The sequence below is a fragment of the Empedobacter sp. R750 genome (assembly GCF_030324345.1).
GTDB classification, from domain to species: Bacteria; Bacteroidota; Bacteroidia; order Flavobacteriales; family Weeksellaceae; genus Empedobacter; species Empedobacter falsenii_C.
The window spans coordinates 119,103-141,638 of sequence record NZ_JACAGF010000001.1 but is presented as its reverse complement, the minus strand read 5'-3'; the positions used below and the strand labels follow the sequence as shown (position 1 = coordinate 141,638).

Genomic DNA, 22,536 nt, shown 5'->3' with positions numbered 1-22,536 from the left:
AAATTGGAAAAAAAAATGTTTACGATAAATCGACTAATCACTTTTTTTTCCATTTTCTTAACCTCTTAAATTTTGAAAAATTCTAGAATGACATTTTTATACGTTTCACCAATCGGAATTTCTTCGTCTTTCAAATATAAGACTTTATTTTGAATTGATTTCACTTTTTTTATCGAAACGATATAAGATCGATGAACTCGGACAAAAAGTTGATCGGGCAGTTTTTCTAAGATAGATTTCATCGATATTCGAGCAGTAATTCGTTTTCCGTTTGCGAGATGAATTTTTACATAATCGTCCAAACCTTCAATAAAATCAATTTCATCGTAGGCAATTTTATTCAATTTATAATCGGCTCTAATCGTCAAAAAATCTTTGTCTTCATTCAGTTTTTTATCCACCAAAATCAACACTGCTTTATTCACTGCTTCTTCAAATCTATCGTAATCTATCGGTTTCAACAAATAATCTATCGCCGCAACATTAAAACCATCAACCGCATATTCTGCAAAAGCCGTAGTAAAAATAACAGGAATTTTCTTTTCTAAATTTTTGTAAAATTCCATTCCATTCGTACGCGAAATCTGAATATCCAAAAACATCAAATCGATTGGAAATTGATTGATATATTTCTGTGCATCTTTCAAATTTGAGAATGTTTTCACTAACTCGACATGTTCATTTCTCGAACAATAATTTTCGATTACCATTAATGCTAAAGGCTCGTCATCTATCGCAATTACTTTAATCATTCAAGAAAATTTTTAGTTCAACAATAAATTTAGATAAATCATTATTAATAGTTAATTTATAATGATTTGTATAAAAATAATCTAACCTCTTTTTCGTATTCTTCAAACCAATTTCACTTTTTTCAGTTTCAGGAGTTACCTCTTTCGAAATGGTATTTTCTACGTTCAAAAATAGTGTTTGTTGCTCAACTTTTATCGAAATAATGACAGGTTCCGAAGCTTCATCAATCACACCATATTTAAATGCATTTTCGATAAAATTAATTAAAATTAATGGCGAAATTCTTAAATCTGCAGAATTTCCTTCGACCTCAAAAATAACAGATTCTTTGTTCGTTAATCTCAATTTTTGCAACTCAATATAATTCTTTATATAATCTAAATCTTGTTGCAAAGGCACAAAATCTTTGGAAGAATCTGAAACTACAAATCGCATCATTTTGGATAATTTCATCACCGCATCCGAAGCAGAATCTGACTTTTGAAGCGTTAAAGCATAAATATTATTCAACGTATTGAACAAAAAATGTGGATTGATTTGTGCTCTTAAATAAGCAATTTCAGACAATTGTTTTTCATTTTTCATTTCCTGAAAACGTTTATTTTGTCGAATAAAAAGCGAAACAATCGCCATCATCGAAAACATAATAATTTTCGGGCTCCACATCATAAAATTACGAGGCGGTTTTCGAGACTCAAAACGATTAAAAGGCGGAATTTTTGGTGGAACTTTGTTAAAATGAAACGCAAATTCTGGAACTTTATACACCACAAAAAAGAAAATGATGAGAATAACGATGTAGAAAAAATAACGTTTCTGAAAATATAATTTTGGAATTAACACGAAATAATTCACCAAAAAGAACACTAACAACAAGATATTTTCGAAAAGCATTCGCTTGAAAAAACCAGTTTTGAAAATAGATTGATCGCTCGAAAAATTTGGCGCAGCTATAAACGGAATCAACATAAAAATGATTGAAACTATGCTGAAAATAACGATTTCTCTCTTTGTAATTTTTACTTTATTCATCTTCTAATTCAATTGAAACAATAGAAAAATGCTGTCTATTTGGAATCATCAACGTTTTAATATTTACGTTTAATTCTTCATCCGAAGAAATTAAATAATGATTGTTCACTTCTCCAAAATAGAAATATTGTTTGGTGTAAAATGTAAGCGCAACCTTGTGATTTGCATGATTTTGATTAGAAGAATTTATAACATCCAACTCGAAATCTACAAAATTAAGGTAGATTTTGTTCAAATTATCTGTGATTTGATACAAATTTCCTTCCAATTGTTCGATATATGGGATCGCCGCCATTCCCACCAAATAATGCAATTGCGTTGCTTTTTTATTTTGACGCAACAATTCTCGAAAAGTTTCTACCTTATACGTTTCTTGCTGAAAAAGTTGTTCTTGCAAATAATACTCTTTGTACGTCGCATCAAAAACATATTTCTCCCAAATTGACGTTGTCGAAGCATCAATCACTAAACGATAAGCAAACTGAACTTTTTTAATTGTTTTCATCTTTTGGTTTTCTATCAAAAGGTGGTGGCATTCCTAGCCCTCCGCCCATTGGCTCTTTTGCTTCCTCTATATTTTCTGTAGAAATTACAATATTTGCTTCAATTGTATATCCTTTTTCTAAACTTCCGCTCACTTTTGCCAATTGATTTCCGTCTGTATCATCCGAAAAGACATTGTCATTCGCATTGTACGTATAACCTGTCAAACCTTTTGTATAACCATATTTTTTGGCTGAATTTACAATTTCTACAACAGAATTTTCACCTTCTGGAAAAGCAATTTGCGTTACTTTTATCGAAACGCCATTTGCATTGTAAATGTGCACATGGATATGCGTTGCACGACTTTCGTACCAACCTGGGAAAATAGAATTGAATTCAACATTTCCATTTTCATCGGTTACTTGTCTACCTCTCAAAAATTTATACGATTTATAATCGGTTGGTTGCATACGCATTCCGCCATATTGCGAATAATTTCCATCTTTATCACAATGCCAAATATCAACAATCGCGCCTATTAAAGGTTGACAGCTTTCATCAACATTGGTTACATTAATTTTGATTGTCGCCTCTACTCCTGTTCGATCGCCTTTTATATTTTTAGATAAAAAATCTTCTGGCTTTTTTGTAGGAAATGGACCTTCTGTTTCAGAGGCCCATACTTCACAATCATTTACAACATTAGAGTCTTTGCAACTCATCAACACTTTTGGAACAATTAAACTTGCTCCTAATAATCCTAAACTATTTTTTATAAAATCTTTTCTTTCCATTTTGTAATGTATTTTTAGTATTAGTAATCAATCACCATTAACAAAGAATTTTCGCTCAACGATTCAAATTCTACGTGTTCATCTGACTTAATTTCCAATAAATCTCTGGATTCGATTAAACGATTATGAATCTCAAAAATTCCTGTTAACGAAATAATTAACCAATTTCTTTCAACTTTTTTCATTGGTATTTCTGATTCTCTTCTCAAATCAAATTTTCCTAAAAAAACATTAAACAAATCATGGCGAATAATTTTCTCTAATCTATTCTCTCGTTCAAAATCAATTGGAACAATCATTTTAGCAATTTGCTGTTTTTCTTTTACGATGAATAACGCATAGAAATAAGAAAAATCGTGGCTCAAATCGCCTTCTATTTCTATTATAGTTCCTTTTTCTAAGTAATAAACAAATGATTGATTGACTTCAATTTTCCAATTAAAACCATTCATATTCAAGCGAATATTATTCAATAAAGGCATTAAAATAATATAACCACTTTCTTTAATTACTTTTTGATAAGTACCCATTCCGCTTAACGCAACATCATCAATAAAAGCAAAATCCAAAATCGGATTTGTATCATTTAAAGCATTTATCCTAATAAATTTATTTTCAAATAAATTTCGATTCTCAGCCTTGCACAACTTTATCATGTCCTCATATAATCTTCTAAACAAAAGTATATATCGATATTTTGTTATCTAAATTTAAGAGGTTAACCTAAGATTTTTGTAGGTTAATTGAAATATGAATGGTTTTTATTTATCTTTAACATTAGAATTATATTTGATCAAACACAACAAAAATGATAAACAAAAAAGTAAACAGCATCGAAGAAGCGCTACAAGGCGTAGAAAGCGGAATGACGCTTGCTGTTGGAGGCTTTGGACTTTCTGGAATTCCTGAAAACTTGATTCAAGGATTGGTAGACAAAAAAATCAATAACCTTACGTGTATTAGTAACAATGCAGGTGTAGACGATTTTGGTTTAGGATTATTATTACAAGGACGACAAATCAAAAAAATGATTTCTTCTTATGTTGGAGAAAATGCAGAATTTGAACGTCAAATGCTTTCAGGTGAATTAGAGGTTGAATTGATTCCGCAAGGAACTTTAGCTACTCGCTTAATGGCTGCTGGTTATGGAATGCCTGCAATTTTTACGCCTGCTGGAGTTGGAACTGAAGTCGCTGAAGGAAAAGAAATCAGAAAATTTACCTTTCACGGAATCGAAAAAGAATATTTGTTAGAATATGCTTTCGAGCCTGATTTTGCAATTGTAAAAGCGTGGAAAGGTGATACAGCGGGGAATTTAGTTTTCCGTGGTGCAACAGCAAATTTCAATCATCCAGCTGCTATGTGTGGAAAAATTACGATTGCCGAAGTGGAAGAATTGGTAGAAATTGGAGAATTAGATCCAAATCAAATTCATACGCCTGGCGTTTATGTCAATCGAATTATTCAAGGTGCGAAATACGAGAAACGTATCGAAAATAGAACTGTTCAACCTAAATCATAAAAGAAAATGTTAGATAAAAATGGTATTGCAAAACGTATTGCAAAAGAAGTACAAGACGGATTTTATGTGAATTTAGGTATCGGAATTCCAACGTTGGTTGCTAATTATATTCCCGAAAATGTAAATGTTGTTTTACAATCAGAAAATGGATTATTAGGAATGGGACCTTTCCCTATCGATGGTGAAGAAGATCCTGATTTTATCAATGCGGGTAAACAAACGATTACAACTTTACCAGGTTCAGCTTTCTTTGATTCGACGATGAGTTTCGGAATGATTCGCGCACGAAAAATCAATTTAACAATTCTTGGCGCAATGGAAGTTTCGGAGAATGGAGACATTGCCAACTGGAAAATTCCTGGAAAAATGGTAAAAGGAATGGGCGGTGCAATGGATTTAGTAGCTTCGGCTGATAATATTATTGTAGCCATGCAACATGTGAACAAAGCAGGAGAATCTAAACTTCTAAAAGAATGTACACTTCCTTTAACAGGAATAAAATGTGTCAAAAAAATTGTTACTGAATTAGCTGTTTTAGAAGTTTTACCAGAAGGTGGTTTCAAATTATTAGAGCGAGCACCAGGAATTTCTGTGGAAGACATCAAAAATGCAACTGAAGGAAAATTAATTATTGAAGGAGAAATTCCCGAAATGATTTTATAAAAAATAAAGATTCGAAAGGAAAGTTAAAAAGCTTTCCTTTTTTTATGCTCGATTTGTTTAACTTTATTCAAATTAATACTTAAAAATCGATGCAAACAAAATTAGTAATCGCTCTACTTTCACTCAATTCTCTTGCTTTTGCGCAGCAACAGAATTTAGTAAAATATGTCAATCCCATGATTGGAACAGAAAAAATGGGACACACTTTCCCTGGCGCAACTGTTCCTTTTGGCGCTGTACAATTAAGCCCCGAAACGGATTCTATTCCTTATGCTGTCAATCACAAATACAATCCAAAAGTTTATGATTATTGTGCGGGTTACCGTTTTGAAGATAAAACAATAACTGGATTTAGTCATACACATTTTAATGGAACAGGACATTCTGATTTGGGTGATTTTTTGATTATGCCTACCGTTGGAAAATTAAAACTGAATCCCGGAACAGCTCAAAATCCTGATAGCGGTTATCGTTCTCGATTTTCGCATCAAAATGAAACTGCCGAAGCGGGATATTACAAAGTGAAATTAGATGATTACAATATTTGGGCAGAAATGACCGCTTCTACGCGCGTTGGTTTTCATCAATATACCTTTCCAAAATCGGTTGATTCACATATTATTTTGGATTTGAATGCTGGAATTTATAATTACGATGACAAAAATACGTGGACATATGTTCGCGTGGTGAATGATACATTGATTACAGGTTATAGACAAACACGTGGTTGGGCAAGAAATAGAACAGTTTATTTTGCGATGACTTTTTCAAAACCATTCAAAAATTATGGACAAAAAAATGAAGACGGACAAGTTGATTATAAAGGCTTTTGGCGTAAATGGAACGAAACGCAGAATTTTCCTTTAATTGAAGGAAAAAAGATCAAAATGTATTTTGATTTTGATACAGAAAAAGATGAAAAAGTAAAGATTAAATTTGCGATTTCTCCAGTCAGTCAAACCAATGCGTTAGAAAATTTGACAACAGAAATTCCACATTGGAATTTTGAACAAGTGCGTAATGAAGCAAAAGAAAATTGGAACAAAGAATTAAATCGAATTCAGATTAAATCTTCAGAAAATGATAAAATAAATTTCTACACAGCGATGTATCATACCTTCATCAATCCGACAACTTATATGGATGTGAATGGGCAATACAAAGGTTTGGATCAAGAAATTCATCAAGCCAAAGATTTTACAAATTACACCACTTTTTCGCTTTGGGATACCTATCGTGCATTGCATCCGTTGTTCAATATCATTCAGCCAAAACGCAACAATGATATGGTAAAATCGATGATGAAACATTATGAGCAAAATCCAATCAAAATGTTGCCAATTTGGTCGCATTATGCCAACGAAAACTGGTGTATGAGCGGTTATCATTCGGTTACAGTAATCGCAGATGCAATTGTAAAAGGAATTTATAATGGAGATGCTAATGCGGCGTTAAATGCTTGTGTTGCGACAGCAAATAAGCGCGATTACGAAGGAATTGGCGATTATATCGACAAAGGTTATATTCCGGCAGAAAAAAATGGTACATCAATTTCGAATACGTTAGAATATGCTTTCGATGATTGGTCGATTGCGCAAGCGGCTAAAAAATTGAATCGAATGGATGTATACGAAACATTTATGAAGCGTTCTGAAAATTGGAAAAACAATTACGATTCTTCGGTTGGATTTATGCGTCCTCGTTTAGCGGATGGAAGTTTCAAGAAAGAATTTGATCCATTAAATACACATGGACAAGGTTTTATTGAAGGAAATTCGTGGAATTTTAGCTTTTTTGTTCCTCAAAATCCAAATGGATTAATTGAAGCAATGGGTGGGAAAAAGAAATTTGGAGCGAAATTGGACGAATTATTTACGATGCATTTACCTGACGAATATTTTGCAGATACAGAAGATATTACGCGTGAAGGTATAATCGGAGGTTATGTTCATGGAAATGAGCCGGCACACCATGTTGCATATTTATATAATTGGGCGGGACAAGCGTGGAAGACTCAAGAAAAAATCAGAATGATTTTGGATATGCAATACAAGCCAACGCCTGATGGTTTGGGCGGAAATGATGATACAGGACAAATGAGTGCGTGGTATATTTTTAGTGCTTTAGGTTTTTATCCTGTTCAGCAAGGATCGACAGATTACGCAATTGGAAGTCCGTTGATTGATCACGCTATATTGAATTTAGAAAATGGAAAACAATTTGAAATTGACGTTAAAAATCAATCGAAGAAGAATGTTTACATCCAAAAAATAGAATTGAACGGAAAAACTTATTCATCTTTTAATTTGAATCATTTTGATATTGTGAATGGCGGAAAAATCACGTTCTACATGAGTGAAAAACCTAAAAAGTAAACGTTAAATATTTTATAATTAAACAAATAAGTTTGACTACTTGAGGAATAATGATTAATTTAAATCAAATTTAAAACCAAGAAAAATGGCTAAAAAGGCAAAAAAAGAAGAAAATCATTTACAAGTTTTAGTGGATAAATTAAAAGATCCAAAACATAAACAATTAGTTCAAACGAATCGTTTAAAGAAAAAACGTCGCAATAACGCAAAAAATTAAATATAAAAAAAACCACTTCTCGCGAAGTGGTTTTTTGTTATATCTAAAATTGATTAATCAATTACTTTTCCAATTAAATCGAATTCGTAAGCTTCTATAATCTCTACATTTACAAAATCACCAACTGGTAAATAGGTATCAATTGCTGAAATCAAAACTTCGTTATCAACGTCTGGCGAGTCATATTCTGTACGTCCAATAAAATTCTCACCTTCTTTGCGATCAATCATTACTCTGAATTGTTTTCCAATTTTTTCTTGATTCAAATCGTACGAAATCTGAGATTGAATTTCCATAATTTCTTCAACACGTTGTTGTTTCACTTCTTCAGGAACATCATCTTCCAAATTATAAGCATGTGTATTTTCTTCATGAGAATAAGTAAAACATCCCAAACGATCAAATTTTTGCTCTTGTACCCACGCTTTCATTTCTTGGAAATCCTCTTCCGTTTCACCTGGATAACCGCAAATTAACGTTGTACGAATCGCCATATCTGGAACTTTTGTACGCATTGCAGCTAACAAAGCATTCGTTTTTTCGTGTGTTGTTCCACGACGCATTGATTTTAATAATTTTGTTGAAATATGTTGTAACGGAATATCGATATAATTACAAACTTTTGGTTCTTCACGAATTACATCCAAAACATCTTCTGGGAAACCAGCTGGAAATGCGTAATGCAAACGAATCCATTCGATTCCTTCAATTTTCACTAATTCTTTTAATAAAGTCGCTAATTCACGTTTTTTATAAATATCTAATCCATAATACGTTAAATCTTGCGCAATCAAAATCAATTCTTTCGTTCCATTTTTCGCCAATTTAGTAGCTTCTGTAACTAAATCTTCGATTGGACGAGAAACATTTCCTCCACGCATCAAAGGAATTGCACAGAAAGAACAAGGACGATCACAACCTTCTGCAATTTTAAGATAAGCATAATGACGAGGAGTTGTTGTTAAACGCTCTCCAACCAATTCGTGCTTATAATCTGCTCCTAAAGCTTTTAACAACAATGGTAACTCGCGCGTACCAAAATATTGGTCAACATTTGGAATTTGCTCAATTAAATCTGGTTTGTATCGCTCTGACAAACATCCTGTCACGAAAACTTTTTCCACCAAACCATCTTCCTTACGTTGCACGTAATCTAAAATTGTATCAACACTTTCCTCTTTTGCATTATCAATGAAACCACAAGTATTAATCACCACAATTTCTCCAGATTGCTCATGTACAACCTCTTTCCCATTGGCTTTCAGCTGTCCCATTAACACCTCAGAATCGTATACATTTTTAGAACATCCTAACGTAATTACATTAATTTTCTTTTTTCCAGTCGATTTTGTACGCATTACTCTAATTTAAGTCTGCAAAATTACGAAATATTTGAGAGAACTAACCGAAAAGATTGAATGGAACAAGTATAAATAGTTAAAATAAAAAATTTTAAACTCAAATAACTTTAAATAGAATAGATTTCTTTACAACTAACTATTTTAGAAAATTAATCAACTATTACTTTATTATCATTAATAATAATTATTAAAATTAATTTTAACTAATTGATTAACAAAATATAACAAATTATTTATAGTTTAATTTCAACAATAAATGTTAAATTTGAGCTTATTAGTATTTTAAGTTAGATGTCAAAGCAATGCTTTGAAATTAAGAAGGTCAAGAGAAATCTTGACCTTTATTTTTTATATTTAATCGATATGATAATGACTCGGAAATGCCTTTTTAGGATTTTGTTTGAGAATATTCAACCTGAATTGACTTTCTAAAAATCCGTAACCATAATTGAAAAATTGAATTAAAGTTGTTTGAATTGATAATAAACCTACAACCGCAGATTTGAAACGAATTGTAGAGAAAATAAAAATCAAAAACATATAAATTAGCCACAAAACAAACGGAATTTGTAGAATAAATTGATGTTTCGGAAGAATAAAACTCAACAATAAAAATAAAAACGCAACTAAAGTTCCGATAAAAAATAAACTCGGAAACCAAAAAGTTGGTTTTATATAATTTGGATGACGTTGATTAAGAATTGGGCGCGCAACTCCAAATTGATAGACTTGTTTCGCAAATTTCTTTAACGAAGTTCTACGTTTATGAATCACTTTAGAATCTTGAAATAATCTCGTTTCAAAACCATTTTCCCACAAACGCATTGATAAATCTGGATCTTCTCCAACGCGTAAATCCGCAAAACCACCTGTTTTTTCATACGCTTTACGAGAAATTCCCATATTAAAACTTCGCGGCTGAAATTTACCAATTTGCTTTTTTCCTCCTCTGATTCCTCCTGTTGTCAAAAATGAAGTCATCGAAAAAGTAATTGCTTTTTGCAAATCTGTAAACGAATCATCTGCATCATCTGGACCACCAAAAGCATCAACAAAATTGGTTGTTAATTCTTTTTTAACCGATGCAATATAAGTCGAAGGAATAATCGTATCAGAATCTAAAAAAATGAAATAATTTCCATTCGCTTTTTTCATTCCAAAATTTCTCGATTTTCCTGGACCTGAATTTGTTTTGTAATAATAATGAAGATCTAATTGAGTTTCAAATTTAGTACAAACTGTATCCAATTTATTTTTAGAACCATCGTCTACAATAATAATTTCGAATAACTTATCCGTTTGTTTCGCTAAACTTGACAATAATTCTGTCAATTCATCTTGACGTTCGTAAACGGCAATAATTATCGAAAGTTGCAAATCTTCTTTTCCCAAAATATATTATTGATTGAATGATTCTTTCAACTCTAATGTCACTTTCTGAATTTCATCTAAACTCTTAAAATGATTCAATTTGAAAGTTGATTTTGATTGATTCAATTCATGAACAATTGCCAAAATAGTATCCAATGGACTTTGCTCTTCTCCTTTCGAAGTTTCGTCAAAATTAATTCCAACCAAAGAAACTTCTTCAATCATTCCGAATAACCATTCTTCTAAAAAAGTATTCAAATCAATCGAATCAATTTTATGATTTGCCCATTGATTTTGTTTCGCTTTTTCAGCTAAATCTGTATTCGACCAAAAGCAAATTACTTCTAAATTAGAGCCATCTTCGTACTCAAACTCTTCCGAATACGAAATAGCAAAACCTTCCTCAGAAGTTAAAAGATATACTTTTTGATCTTGACAGATTTCTTTTATAAATTGACTCACTTCTCTTAATTTTGATTTTTAGTTTTTTTACTTCCTTCGTACATTTCGTATTGTAAAAAGTCGCATTCTAACTTACCGTTAAATACTTTTACTTTTTTCGAAGGACGTAAACCGACATATTTTTTGGCTTGTAAATCTGATGTGATAAACCACACCAATGTATTTGGATAACTCGATTTTAACGTGTCTCCAATTTGTTTATAAAATTCTTGGTTATTGTTTTCAATACGCTCATCATAAGGAGGATTGAACACCAACAAAACTGGGAATAATTCCTTTTTAGATGTAAAGAAATCTTGGTGACGAATTTCGATGAAATCTTCTAAATCCGCAGATTTTATATTCATCTGCGCAATTTTTACCATCATTGGAGAAATTTCGTATCCAACAATCTTATATTCAGATTCTTTGATTCGATTTAGACGCGTATTACGAATTTGTGTGAACAATGTTTCGTCATAATCTGGCCAATTCTGAAAAGCAAAATGCTTACGATGAATTTGTGGCGGAATATTATTTGCAATCATCGCCGCTTCAATCAACATTGTTCCCGAACCACACATCGGATCAAGGTAATTTCCTTTTCCATCATAACCCGCTTGCAACAACAAACCTACTGCTAAAACCTCATTAATTGGAGCTGGACCAGTTTCTTCACGATAACCACGTTTGTGCAAAGATTCTCCCGAAGAATCTAACGACAACGTAATTTTATCATGCGAAATATGTAAGTTGAAACGTACATCTGGAAAATCTTTATCGATACTTGGACGACGACCATTTTTTTCTTTGAATCGATCTACAATAGCATCTTTCACTTTAAGCGCTGCATAATGCGAATGTGTAAAATAATCTGAATGTACAGTTGGATCAATCATAAAAGTTTTATCAACATTCAGATAATTTTCCCAATGGAATTTCTTGAATTTCTCGTACAATTGATGATCATTTTTCGCAGAAAACGAAAGAATTGGCTTCTGTATACGAAGTGCCGTACGCAAGCTGTAATTTGCTTTGTACATGAAACCTAAATCGCCATTAAATTCAACCATTCGGTTTTGAATTTTAACATCTGCCGCACCCAACGCTTTTAATTCTTGCGCTAATATTTCTTCGAAACCAAAAAAGGTTTTCGCAATCATTCTGAAATTTTCCAAGGAAATAAAATTTTTACAAAAGTACGGGAAATAAAGGAAATTGAGAAAGGAATAATTGTTTTTCGAAATTCTAAACTAATTTATACCTTAACAAAAAATATTTCATGGATCATGAAACTAAATATGAAAAAATATTGGTTAGATATTATAGTAATGTTTTAGAAGAAGAAATAGTTGAAACACTCTGGACAGAAACCATAGACAAAGAAAAAGGATTATATAAAATAGACAATATTCCATTTTATGGACCATGTTTTTCAAGTGACGATATAGTATTTGCTGAATATGATAACGATGAAGAATGTTTAACCTTTAGAAAAGTAATTGAATTTTCTGGAAATTCGACAGTTCAAGTTATAATAATGAATGATGAAATTAATAGAGATAATATCAGAAATATTTTTAGAAATTTTGGTTGCGAAAGTGAAGCGCTAAATGAAAAATATTTTGTTCTAGAAATTCCTTTAAAAATTAATTATAAATCTGTTTTTGATAAATTAACCGAATTACAAGAAAATGAATTTATTGCTTTTGCAGAACCTGTTTTATCAGAAAAACACCGTGATGAAACCAGATAATAATCTTAATAATATTTTCCTTCATCGACATTCTTCGTACCTTTCGGCTATTAAAGTTTAATTTTTTAGAATTCGATATAAAATGGAAAAAATCACAGATCGTCTTTCAGCTTTGAGAGAGGTTATGAAACAAAATGGTATTAGCGCAACAATTATTCCGGGAACAGATCCACACGGAAGCGAATATTTACCAAATCGTTGGAAAGAACGTACTTGGATTTCAGGTTTCAATGGTTCGGCTGGAACTGCAGTTGTTACGTTAGAAAAAGCGGCTGTTTGGACAGATTCAAGATATTTTATTCAGGCAGAAGATCAATTAAAAGACACGACTTTTGAATTGATGAAAATGAGAATGCCAGAAACTCCTTCTATCAACGAATGGATTATTTCTCAATTAAAAGAAGGAGAAGTTGTAGGACTTAATCCCCAGATGTTTGCGCACAATGCTTTTGCAGAAAATTTTAATGAGTTTTCATTCAATCAACTTTCAGTAAAAAATATTGATTTAATTGATTTAGCTTGGCAAGATCGTCCTGCTTTACCAGAAAATCCATTCTATATTTATGATGTAAAATTTGCTGGAAAATCTGCTTCAGAAAAAATTTCGGAAGTACGCAATGAAATGAAAAAAGCAAATACCAATGTATATATCATGAATTCGTTGGACGAAATTGCGTGGTTATTTAACATTCGTGGAAATGATGTTAACTATAATCCATTGACAATTTCGTATGCTGCTGTAGATACAGAAAATGCGTATTTATTTATAGATGAAGTGAAAGTAACTACAGAAACAAAAACTGCTTTAGCTAATGAAGGAATTACAATTCAACCTTATATAGCGATTTATGATTATTTAAAAAATCAGAACGAAAAATCGCATGTTTTGATAGATGGAAATCGAATCAATCAATCTTTATACGAAGCAATTTCTACTTCTTCAACTATTAATTTAGTTTCTTCTCCTGTTACAAATCTAAAATCGGTTAAAAATGAAATCGAGCAAGAAGGTTTCAGAAATGCAATGGTAAAAGATGGTGTTGCGTTGACGAAGTTTTTCATGTGGTTAGAAGAAAATATCGACAATAATATTAATGAAGTTACAGTTGATGAACAATTAAAATTTTTCCGTTTACAACAGGAAAATTGTAAAGGTGCAAGTTTCGGGACTATTTGTGGATATGCTGATCACGGCGCAATGAACCACTACTCTGCTTCGCCTGAAACTGCTTATATATTAGGTCGCAAAGAAATGTTGTTAATCGATTCTGGAGCTCAGTTTTTGGAAGGAACAACAGATATTACGCGCACATTGATGTTAGGAGAACCAACGGCGCAACAAAAAACAGATTATACCTTAGTTCTTAAAGGAAATATTGGTTTATCGGAAGCTATTTTTCCTGTTAATTCTCGTGGTTCTTTGTTAGATGTTTTGTCGCGTAAAGCGCTTTGGGAAAACGGTTTCAATTATGGGCACGGAACTGGACACGGAGTTGGTCATTTCTTATGTGTACACGAAGGGCCACAAAGTATTCGTTTAGAAGAGAATTTAACTCCACTAAAAGCTGGAATGGTGCTTTCTAACGAACCTGGTTTGTATCGTGATGGCGAATACGGAATTAGAATTGAGAATCTAATGATTGTTCAACCTGCGATGTCTACTCAATTTGGTGATTTCTTGAAGTTTGAGATTATTACAGTTTTCCCAATTGAGAAAAATTTGATTGATGTTAATTTAATGACAAACGAAGAAATTACATGGTTAAATAACTATCATCAATTTGTTTTCGAGAAAATTTCTCCATTCTTAGACGAAAAAGAAACAGCTTGGTTGAAAGAAAAGTGCGAAGCTATTTCTAAATAAATCAATTTTATTTCAACAAAAATTCATTCTGAACTTGTTTCAGAATTAGAAATAAAAATATAGAAGCTGAAATAAATTCAGCTTTACAAAAAAATCCTATTCACATTCGAATAGGATTTTTTATTTCCCATAAAATTTGTATTATTGCAACATATTTGCATTAAGAAATGAAAAGACGAAATACACCAACCAAACAAGCGGTTATTGATTTGTTCAATTCGTGTACGACTGCATTAAATCAGGAACAAATTGAAACGCAGTTGCAAGGAAAAATGGACAGAGCAACGATTTATCGTATTCTGAATAATTTTTGCGAAGACGGAATGATGCATAAAGTTGTGGGAGATGATGGCGTAAATTATTTTGCGATGTGCAAGACGTGTTGTGAGCATACACAGCATCACCACGATCATTTTCATTTTCGTTGCACGACTTGCAATCAACTTATTTGCTTGAAAGAAGAAATAAAAATTAATTTACCCGAAGGATTTTCGATGCAAGATTGCAATTGCGTCATCACAGGAACTTGCCCAAATTGCCAAAAATAACAACAATGGATTTACAATGGTTTGTAAAATGGTTTAACTCGCCATATTATCATATTTTATACAAGAACAGAAGTCTTACAGAAGCTGAAGATTTTATTCAAAAAATCACGAAATATTTACAGCTTCCACAACAAGCAAAAGTGTTAGATTTAGCTTGTGGAAAGGGACGACACGCTATTACATTAAATAAATTAGGTTTTGATGTTTTAGGTATAGATTTATCTGAAGAAAGTATCAAATACGCCAAACAATTTGAAAATGAATATTTAAAATTTGAAAAACATGATATGCGCGAAGTCTATCATCCAAACGAATTTGATGCAGTTTTCAATCTTTTTACAAGTTTTGGTTATTTTGAGAATTATGAAGATAATTTTAAAGTTTTTGAAGCTGTAAAACAACAAATCAAATCGCACGGAATCTTTGTTTTAGATTATTTGAATGCAGAAAAAGTAGTTTCGACAATGATTCCTTATGAACAAAAACTGATTGATGGAATTTTATTCAAAATCACAAAATCTGTCGAAAATGGTTTTATCAAAAAAGAAATTGATTTCACAGATAAAGGCGAAACATTTCATTTTGAAGAGTTTGTTCGTTTAATTTATTTCAACGATTTCAAAAAAATATACGAAACAGAAGGTTTTATTTTAGATAAAGTATTTGGAAATTATAATCTCGATGCTTTTGATGAACAAACTTCTGACCGATTAATTATAGTTTTAAACAAATGAAAGAAAGTCTAATCTTAATTTCAAGTGTGTTAATTGGAGTTTTATTTTCTCGAATATTACTCAAAAATAAACACAACTCAAAACTGCTACTAACCTTTAGTGGTGCATATTTCTTGGCGATGACCGTTTTAGAAATTTTGCCTCAAGTTTATGGACATCCTTCTGAAAATCATAATCATCATTCGATCGGATTGTTTGTTTTATTAGGCGTTGTTGTGCAATATATTTTAGAAACGATCAGTAAAGGCGTTGAGCACGGACATATTCATTTGCACAAAAAAGAGCAATTTCCTTTCGGAATTTTTGGCGGATTGTTTTTGCATTCAATTATCGAAGGAATCCCTGTTGCAAATGCAGAATCTCACAATTTTATGTGGGCAATTTTTGTTCATAATATTCCAGTTTCGATGATTTTATTTAGCGCATTATGTCAACATACAGAATCTAACGCAAAACGTTTTCTGTTTATGACTTTGTTTGCATTAGCTGCTCCAATGGGATATTTCTTAGGAAAACATACGATTATTTCTAATTATTCTTTGGAAATGAGCGCAATTGTTTCGGGAATATTTTTACATATTTCAACCGTAATTTTGTTCGAAAGTAATGAAGGGCACAAATTTAATCTGAAAAAATTCGGTTCTATCTTAGTAGGGTTTATTCTCGCTTATCTCACCGTTTCTATGCATGTACATTCACATTAAAAATATAAAAGCAACTTATTAAAGTTGCTTTTTTTCATTTTAATCGTTTATATTTAGATAATTAACATCAAAATATGCGATTAATTATATTCTTCATTTTTCTAATAAGTATTATTAGTTGTAAAAATTCGTTTGATAAAGAAATAAAGGAACATTTACAAGGCGATTGGTCAAAAGAATTTTATGACAAAACAAATAATGACCCAAACGAATTACCATCAATCTTTTTCAATATAAATAACATATATAAATTCTCATCAGATACTATTTATGACTCGAATCATTTTTCAATTTATAATGAAAAAACAAATGATTTTGAATATTTGGGTTACAAGACTAACTTTAAAATTAAAAATTCTGTAGTTTCTTGGTATAATACTGCGAGTAAAAAAAATATTGAATTTGGTAAAGTTGAAAAATTATCAAAAGATACCATTTACTTTGCGCATTTTATGTTAGTTCGCGACAAAGTAAAGCAGCAATTCAACAATGTTTTTGATGCTATTATTGTTACAAGTAGTGGCTGTTATGGTTCTTGTCCAATATATAATTATAGGTTAGAATCTAATGGTGATATAATTTATGCTGGAGAAAAATTTACGCAAATAAACGGAGTTTATGCTGGACAAATTAATAAAGAATATTTCAATTATTTTAAAAACAAGTTAAATCAGATAGACCTTTATCAAACAGATGATCAATATTCAAATAATACAACTGATGGAAATTTTGAAGAAATTGTTTTTATAAAAAATAATAAAATCACTAAAAGAATTTCATTTTATATAAATGATGGTCCTCCAAAAGTGAAACAATTATTAGACATTTTGCGTGCTATGCATTATTATATTGAGGATAAAAAACCATATCATTATAAAGATTATTTTTCTATTATAAATCCATTTACAAATGCTAAAGAAGTTAATTTAGAAGAATTTAGAGATTACCAGTCATTTTATTTATGGACAGAATTAATGAAACATCCTTCAAAACCATTTCAGTTTAAACAAAAAACGTTCAAAATAAATAAATTTATATCTAAATTTTGGGATTCTAAGTATGAAGAAATTTCTCCTAAATCATTACAAACAATTGAAACAGATGGTCAACAATTTCAAATAAAATTTAAAGACTCTCCTATCCAATATTATGATTTAGGATATAATTTTTTAGAAAATAATGATTTAACATATAAATAAAAAAGAAGTTCAAAATTGAACTTCTTTTTTGTTTATTATAACATTTTTCGATGATCTAAAACTAAAATTTCTCCATTCGAAACAAATTTCCATTTTTGATCTTTCTTACATTCAGAATTTGGTGTTGCTGATTTAATATCAAATTCAACTTCTTTGTTTTTCATCAAAATTGAAGTATGATAATCGCATTCGCCAAGTTTTACATTGGTTGAAACATTATCATTTGCCAATAAATCCGTTTCTGGGATAGATTTTATTGCTTCATTTATAATATTCAAATCTAATTCATTGTAAATCAAATCAAAATTATCTGTGACTAAATTTGTCGATAATCGAAACGAATTTGCTTCAACATCTGTCCTAATCGCAGTATTTTTGGTATTCAAATCTAATTCTTCGATACGTTTTGGACAATCCAAATAATCTGGAATTTTTTGCGCTTGTTTACTTTGTAAATCTTTCTGAAAAGCTTTAAGTTCAGAAAATAATTGTTTTTTTTCGGGTGAAGCTTCTTTAAATTCTGTTGTTTCTGTTAATTCTTGTTGAGTAAGCTTTTTGATTTCAGGTTTATTTTCTGAACAATTAAATAAAAGAAATAAAGTAAAAAATGAGTAAAAATAATGTTTCATAAGCAAGAGTTTTTGGTCTTACAATTTTACGAAATATTATTCTCAATTTCAATTATTTAACGTCTGAATTTTAAATTTTATATAAATGATAAATTGAAAAACATTAATTAAGATTATTTATATTTTTCTAAATCCAAACCAAGAATATCTCCAACTTTAGAAAATTCTTCATTTATCTTAGCATTCAAAACGAGTTGTTCATTTGTCATTGGATGATTAAATACCAATTGATGCGCGTGAAGCATCATTCCTTTCAATCCAAAATTCTCCAACCACAATTTATTTTGCTTATTACAACCATGCGGACGACTTCCCAAAATTGGATGAAAAATATGACGAAAATGCTTGCGTAATTGATGCATACGACCAGTTTCGGGAATTGCTTCCACCAAACAATAACGTGAAGTCGGATGATTGTTATACTCTAAATCAATTTCGGCAATTTGCAAACGATGAAAATAGGTAATTGCATTTTGCTTTACACCATCATCATTCGTCAAATCATAATCTATCGTCATTTCTTCGGGAGCCCAACCACGCAAAATAGCCAAGTACTTTTTTTCAACTTCGCGTGTTGCAAATCGATCATTCATAATTTTTAAACTTTCTTTATCTAAAGCAAAAAGCAAAACTCCTGACGTTTTACGATCCAAACGATGAATAGGATAAACATGTTGCCCACCGATTTGATTACGTAATTCCTGAACTGCAAAAACAGACGCATCACGCGCATAAAAAGATTTGTGAACCAACAATCCGCTCGGTTTGTTAATGGCAATAATATATTCGTCTTGATAAAGAATTTCTAACATTTGGCAAAAATAGAAAGTTATTTTCGGTTAGAAAATAGAACAGTCTTATATTTATTGTTTAATAAAATTGAATGAAAAAAGGATTAATTATTGGAAAAGGCTGGTTGGGATCGAGATTAGAAAAGTATTTAGAAAAGCAATTTTTGATTGAAACTACGAAACGAATTTCGGATGCAGAAAATTGTTTTTCAATCGATTTTGATAATTATAAATCTGAGAAAATCTCAACGGATTATGACTTTGTTATTGTGACAATTCCATTTGGAAGAAGAAATAATTTAGATGATTTACAACAACAATTTCAGCACTTGATTGAGTTTTTAGGAGATTATAACAATCAACTTATTTTACTTAGTTCAACAGCTATTTATCCTGAAAATAATGAAATTATTTCTGAAAATTCAATTGAAACTATTTATTTAAATAATCCTTTTTATTCAATTGAAAATCAATTAAAAGAAAAATTTAATCAATTGATTATTTTACGCTTAGGCGGATTAATGGGAGACGATAGATTTCTTTCTAAATATATAGATTTAAATAGTCAAAATCTATCTCAAATGGTGAATCATATACATTATCTAGATATTTGCCAAGTGATTGAAAAATTGATTAATTCAAATAAAAATTCATCCATTTATAATGTCGTTACACCAGAACATCCTACCAAAGAAGAAGTGTTAGAATATCAATTAAACAAGAAAATTATTTCCGCTACAAATCGAGAAGGAAAAATAATTTCAAGTCAAAAAATACAAGATGAATTTAATTATGAATTCATTTATCCAAATCCTATTTATTTTTAAGGAAAACTAATTTCTTCTCTTTCGTTCTTTTGCTTTAAACACAAAAAAGAAAATTATTATTGATAAAACAGTAATTAATATTGTATCCCAATTTTTCTGAAAGAATTTTTTTAACGAACTTTCTTCATTACTATTAGATGATGAATAAGATTTTATTGATTTTGATTCCTCTATTCTTCTGTCAATTAATTCGTTTGAAAATCCGTATTGTTTGGCTATTTCATAAACATCTTTTGCTTCCTTCTCTCCTAATAATAAAAGAATATTACCATAATCAAATAATAATTGAGCCATTATTTCATCTTTTGGTTGAATAAAGGAACGTCTTTCATTCAATTGAAAATAAAGCTGATTTTTTAGACTATTCAAATCTTCTTTACTTAATGTTGAAACTGGAAAATCTTCATTTCCAAAATCTCTATTAATCAAACTTTCACTTGATAATTGTAATTGTTTCAACTTAATTTTTAGAATATTTTGATGAATCCATTCCGATTTATTATGCGAATCTGGATTTAAAACCAAAGCTTTCGAAATCCATTTTAAAGCATTTTCATTATCACCAATCAATTCGTATGCAGTTCCAATATTAGAAGCTGTAGAATATCTGTTTGGATATTTTTTCTCAACTTCTAAATACAAATCTATCGCTTGTTGATATTTTCTTTGCAAAATCAAAATCAAACCTTTATCACTAAGTAAATCAGCGTCAGGTTTTACAGCAAACAAACTATCAATTTTCTTTAAATCATTATCCAAATTCTCTGTATAAAACGTGTGTCCATGCGGAATATTACCTTCTCTATCTTCATAAATATAAGAATCTGTAGAAAGTATTTTACTCTCTCCATTTAAACAAGCTAAAGAAAATGTAGAAGCAGTAAGAGAAATCAGAACAAATAGACTTTTTAAATATTTCATTTTTTGGAATTAATGCTTAAAAATAACAAAAAAAGCTGCTCTTACGAACAGCTTTTTAGAATTTATCTTAAATCTATTGATTAAGCGTGAATTGGGCGATTGTCTGTAGCAGCTAAAGCAGCTTCTTTGATCGCTTCTGAAAATGTTGGGTGAGCATGAGACATTCTTGTTAAATCCTCTGCAGATGCACGGAATTCCATTGCTACAACTCCTTCTGCAATTAAATCTGCAGCACGAGCACCAATAATATGCATTCCTAAGATTTCATCTGTGTTTTTATCAGCTAAAATTTTAGCAAAACCATCTGTATCCATAGATGCACGAGCACGTCCTAAAGCTTTGAATGGGAAAGAACCAACTTTGTATTCTACTCCTTCTTCTTTTAATTGCTCTTCTGTTTTACCAACTCCTGCAACTTCTGGCCAAGTATAAACAACACCAGGAATTAAGTTATAGTTGATATGAGGTTTTTGACCTGCTAATTGCTCAGCAACTAAAACACCTTCTTCTTCTGCTTTGTGTGCTAACATTGCACCAGCAACAACGTCACCGATAGCATAAATGTTAGAAACATTCGTTTGTAAGTGATCGTTTGTTTTGATACGACCTCTTTCGTCGACCTCTACTCCTACGTTTTCTAAACCTAAAGATCCTGTGAAAGCACGACGACCAACAGCTACTAAAGCGTAATCTCCGTTAATTTCAATTTCTTCTCCTTTTTTAGAAGTTGCTTTTAATGTAACATCGTTTCCGTTATTTACAACAGAAGTTACACCTGTAGAAGTGTGGAATTTCATTCCTTGTTTTTTCAATACTTTTGTCAATTCTTTAGACAAAGCACCGTCCATTCCTGGAATAACGCGGTCTGCATATTCTACAACTGTTACTTGAGAACCTAAACGTAAGTAAACAGATCCTAACTCTAATCCGATAACACCACCACCGATAACGATTAAGTGTTTTGGAACTTCTGTTAAAGCTAATGCTTCTGTAGAAGTGATAATACGAGTTTTATCTGTTGGCGCAAATGGTAATTCAGATGAAACTGATCCTGTTGCGATAATTGTATTTTTAGCTTCAATTTCTTGAGTAGAACCGTCTTTAGCAGTTACAACGATATGAGTTGCGTCTTTAAAAGCACCTGTTCCTTCTAAAACATCAATATTATTTTTACTCATTAAGTATTTGATACCAGCTACGTTAGTATCTACAACACCTACCTTGCGAGCAATCATTTGAGTGAAGTTTACTTTTGGAGCATCGATTTCGATTCCGTGCTCTTTAAAGTGATTTACAGCATCGTAATAGTGGTGAGAAGAATCTAATAAAGCTTTTGACGGAATACATCCTACATTAAGACATGTACCACCTAAACTTTCTTTCTCGATAATTGCTGTTTTAAATCCTAATTGCGCTGCGCGAATAGCTGCAACATATCCTCCAGGTCCAGCACCAATTACGGCTACATCATAAGAACTCATATAGTTTTATTTTGATTTATTATTATAATTAATTTAAACTCTACAAATATAACCAATATCGAATAGA

The 22,536-nt window shown here is 31.0% G+C and carries 24 protein-coding genes; 11 read left to right on the top strand and 13 right to left on the bottom strand.

The window, feature by feature from the left end; genetic code table 11:
* Nucleotides 1-65 precede the first annotated feature (65 nt).
* The 5 genes from HXZ74_RS00765 to HXZ74_RS00745 are packed head-to-tail and all read right to left on the bottom strand — an operon-like array spanning nucleotide 66 to nucleotide 3,721.
* Nucleotides 66-752, bottom strand: a complete 687-nt coding sequence (locus tag HXZ74_RS00765; protein WP_038331524.1) for a LytR/AlgR family response regulator transcription factor — start codon at nucleotides 750-752, stop codon at nucleotides 66-68.
* Complete coding sequence (locus HXZ74_RS00760) at nucleotides 745-1,785, bottom strand: sensor histidine kinase (RefSeq protein WP_052217523.1); 1,041 nt, start codon at nucleotides 1,783-1,785, stop codon at nucleotides 745-747. Before HXZ74_RS00760 ends, HXZ74_RS00765 begins: the two co-directional genes overlap by 8 nt.
* Nucleotides 1,778-2,290 carry a hypothetical protein gene (locus tag HXZ74_RS00755; protein ID WP_038331522.1) on the bottom strand — a complete coding sequence of 171 codons (513 nt, stop codon included), beginning with the start codon at nucleotides 2,288-2,290 and terminating at the stop codon, nucleotides 1,778-1,780. The genes HXZ74_RS00760 and HXZ74_RS00755 overlap by 8 nt, the downstream gene beginning before the upstream one ends.
* Entirely contained in the window at nucleotides 2,277-3,065 is a 789-nt protein-coding gene (locus HXZ74_RS00750) for a dioxygenase family protein (protein ID WP_286473404.1), read from the bottom strand. Before HXZ74_RS00750 ends, HXZ74_RS00755 begins: the two co-directional genes overlap by 14 nt.
* A gap of 20 nt (nucleotides 3,066-3,085) precedes the next feature.
* Nucleotides 3,086-3,721 (bottom strand): hypothetical protein, encoded by a 636-nt coding sequence (locus HXZ74_RS00745; protein WP_286473402.1) that lies wholly within the window; start codon nucleotides 3,719-3,721, stop codon nucleotides 3,086-3,088.
* Between the two features lie 152 nt (nucleotides 3,722-3,873).
* Between HXZ74_RS00745 and HXZ74_RS00740 the strand changes: the two genes are divergently transcribed.
* From HXZ74_RS00740 to HXZ74_RS00725, 4 genes are all read left to right on the top strand, one after another.
* Entirely contained in the window at nucleotides 3,874-4,587 is a 714-nt protein-coding gene (locus HXZ74_RS00740) for a CoA transferase subunit A (RefSeq protein WP_038331757.1), read from the top strand.
* 6 nt (nucleotides 4,588-4,593) lie between these two features.
* A complete protein-coding gene (locus HXZ74_RS00735) occupies nucleotides 4,594-5,250 on the top strand; it encodes a 3-oxoacid CoA-transferase subunit B (RefSeq protein WP_219035112.1) in 657 nt (218 codons plus the stop codon).
* Between the two features lie 89 nt (nucleotides 5,251-5,339).
* On the top strand, nucleotides 5,340-7,625 hold the full coding sequence (locus HXZ74_RS00730; RefSeq protein ID WP_286473401.1) for a GH92 family glycosyl hydrolase: 2,286 nt from the start codon (nucleotides 5,340-5,342) through the stop codon (nucleotides 7,623-7,625).
* An 85-nt stretch (nucleotides 7,626-7,710) separates the two neighbouring features.
* Nucleotides 7,711-7,842 carry a hypothetical protein gene (locus HXZ74_RS00725; RefSeq protein ID WP_257468234.1) on the top strand — a complete coding sequence of 44 codons (132 nt, stop codon included), beginning with the start codon at nucleotides 7,711-7,713 and terminating at the stop codon, nucleotides 7,840-7,842.
* Between the two features lie 53 nt (nucleotides 7,843-7,895).
* Here HXZ74_RS00725 and rimO read toward each other — a convergent pair whose 3' ends face one another.
* From rimO to HXZ74_RS00705, 4 genes are all read right to left on the bottom strand, one after another.
* Entirely contained in the window at nucleotides 7,896-9,200 is a 1,305-nt protein-coding gene (rimO, locus tag HXZ74_RS00720) for a 30S ribosomal protein S12 methylthiotransferase RimO (RefSeq protein ID WP_115000726.1), read from the bottom strand.
* Between the two features lie 357 nt (nucleotides 9,201-9,557).
* Nucleotides 9,558-10,595, bottom strand: a complete 1,038-nt coding sequence (locus HXZ74_RS00715) for a glycosyltransferase family 2 protein (RefSeq protein ID WP_286473400.1) — start codon at nucleotides 10,593-10,595, stop codon at nucleotides 9,558-9,560.
* A gap of 6 nt (nucleotides 10,596-10,601) precedes the next feature.
* Nucleotides 10,602-11,036: a DUF2750 domain-containing protein gene (locus HXZ74_RS00710; protein WP_286473398.1), complete on the bottom strand. Its 435-nt coding sequence runs from the start codon at nucleotides 11,034-11,036 to the stop codon at nucleotides 10,602-10,604.
* A gap of 5 nt (nucleotides 11,037-11,041) precedes the next feature.
* Nucleotides 11,042-12,199 carry a THUMP domain-containing class I SAM-dependent RNA methyltransferase gene (locus HXZ74_RS00705; protein ID WP_286473671.1) on the bottom strand — a complete coding sequence of 386 codons (1,158 nt, stop codon included), beginning with the start codon at nucleotides 12,197-12,199 and terminating at the stop codon, nucleotides 11,042-11,044.
* Nucleotides 12,200-12,297: 98 nt separating this feature from the next.
* Here HXZ74_RS00705 and HXZ74_RS00700 point away from each other — a divergent pair, with 98 nt between their 5' ends.
* The 6 genes from HXZ74_RS00700 to HXZ74_RS00675 all read left to right on the top strand — a co-directional run bounded on the left by HXZ74_RS00700 (nucleotide 12,298) and on the right by HXZ74_RS00675 (nucleotide 17,820).
* On the top strand, nucleotides 12,298-12,771 hold the full coding sequence (locus HXZ74_RS00700; RefSeq protein WP_286473397.1) for a DUF4265 domain-containing protein: 474 nt from the start codon (nucleotides 12,298-12,300) through the stop codon (nucleotides 12,769-12,771).
* Between the two features lie 82 nt (nucleotides 12,772-12,853).
* A complete protein-coding gene (locus HXZ74_RS00695; protein ID WP_286473396.1) occupies nucleotides 12,854-14,635 on the top strand; it encodes an aminopeptidase P family protein in 1,782 nt (593 codons plus the stop codon).
* Nucleotides 14,636-14,802: 167 nt separating this feature from the next.
* A complete protein-coding gene (locus tag HXZ74_RS00690) occupies nucleotides 14,803-15,183 on the top strand; it encodes a Fur family transcriptional regulator (RefSeq protein WP_115000737.1) in 381 nt (126 codons plus the stop codon).
* Nucleotides 15,184-15,188: 5 nt separating this feature from the next.
* Nucleotides 15,189-15,917, top strand: a complete 729-nt coding sequence (locus tag HXZ74_RS00685; RefSeq protein WP_286473395.1) for a class I SAM-dependent methyltransferase — start codon at nucleotides 15,189-15,191, stop codon at nucleotides 15,915-15,917.
* The gene (locus HXZ74_RS00680) at nucleotides 15,914-16,621 is read left to right on the top strand and encodes a ZIP family metal transporter (RefSeq protein WP_115000739.1); all 708 of its coding nucleotides are present in this window, start codon (nucleotides 15,914-15,916) and stop codon (nucleotides 16,619-16,621) included. Before HXZ74_RS00685 ends, HXZ74_RS00680 begins: the two co-directional genes overlap by 4 nt.
* Before the next feature lie 74 nt (nucleotides 16,622-16,695).
* Complete coding sequence (locus HXZ74_RS00675; RefSeq protein WP_115000741.1) at nucleotides 16,696-17,820, top strand: DUF6438 domain-containing protein; 1,125 nt, start codon at nucleotides 16,696-16,698, stop codon at nucleotides 17,818-17,820.
* Nucleotides 17,821-17,855: 35 nt separating this feature from the next.
* Here HXZ74_RS00675 and HXZ74_RS00670 read toward each other — a convergent pair whose 3' ends face one another.
* Together HXZ74_RS00670 and HXZ74_RS00665 are read right to left on the bottom strand one after the other, a co-directional pair.
* Nucleotides 17,856-18,449, bottom strand: coding sequence for a hypothetical protein (locus HXZ74_RS00670; protein WP_115000743.1), 594 nt, complete (start codon nucleotides 18,447-18,449; stop codon nucleotides 17,856-17,858).
* A 113-nt stretch (nucleotides 18,450-18,562) separates the two neighbouring features.
* Entirely contained in the window at nucleotides 18,563-19,261 is a 699-nt protein-coding gene (locus tag HXZ74_RS00665; protein WP_180904559.1) for a pseudouridine synthase, read from the bottom strand.
* Nucleotides 19,262-19,332: 71 nt separating this feature from the next.
* Here HXZ74_RS00665 and HXZ74_RS00660 point away from each other — a divergent pair, with 71 nt between their 5' ends.
* Complete coding sequence (locus HXZ74_RS00660; protein ID WP_286473394.1) at nucleotides 19,333-20,067, top strand: Rossmann-fold NAD(P)-binding domain-containing protein; 735 nt, start codon at nucleotides 19,333-19,335, stop codon at nucleotides 20,065-20,067.
* 6 nt (nucleotides 20,068-20,073) lie between these two features.
* Here the strand turns inward: HXZ74_RS00660 and HXZ74_RS00655 are convergent, their stop codons facing one another.
* Nucleotides 20,074-20,988, bottom strand: coding sequence for a tetratricopeptide repeat protein (locus HXZ74_RS00655; RefSeq protein ID WP_286473393.1), 915 nt, complete (start codon nucleotides 20,986-20,988; stop codon nucleotides 20,074-20,076).
* Nucleotides 20,989-21,068: 80 nt separating this feature from the next.
* On the bottom strand, nucleotides 21,069-22,469 hold the full coding sequence (lpdA, locus tag HXZ74_RS00650; RefSeq protein ID WP_038331480.1) for a dihydrolipoyl dehydrogenase: 1,401 nt from the start codon (nucleotides 22,467-22,469) through the stop codon (nucleotides 21,069-21,071).
* Between the last annotated feature and the right edge of the window lie 67 nt (nucleotides 22,470-22,536).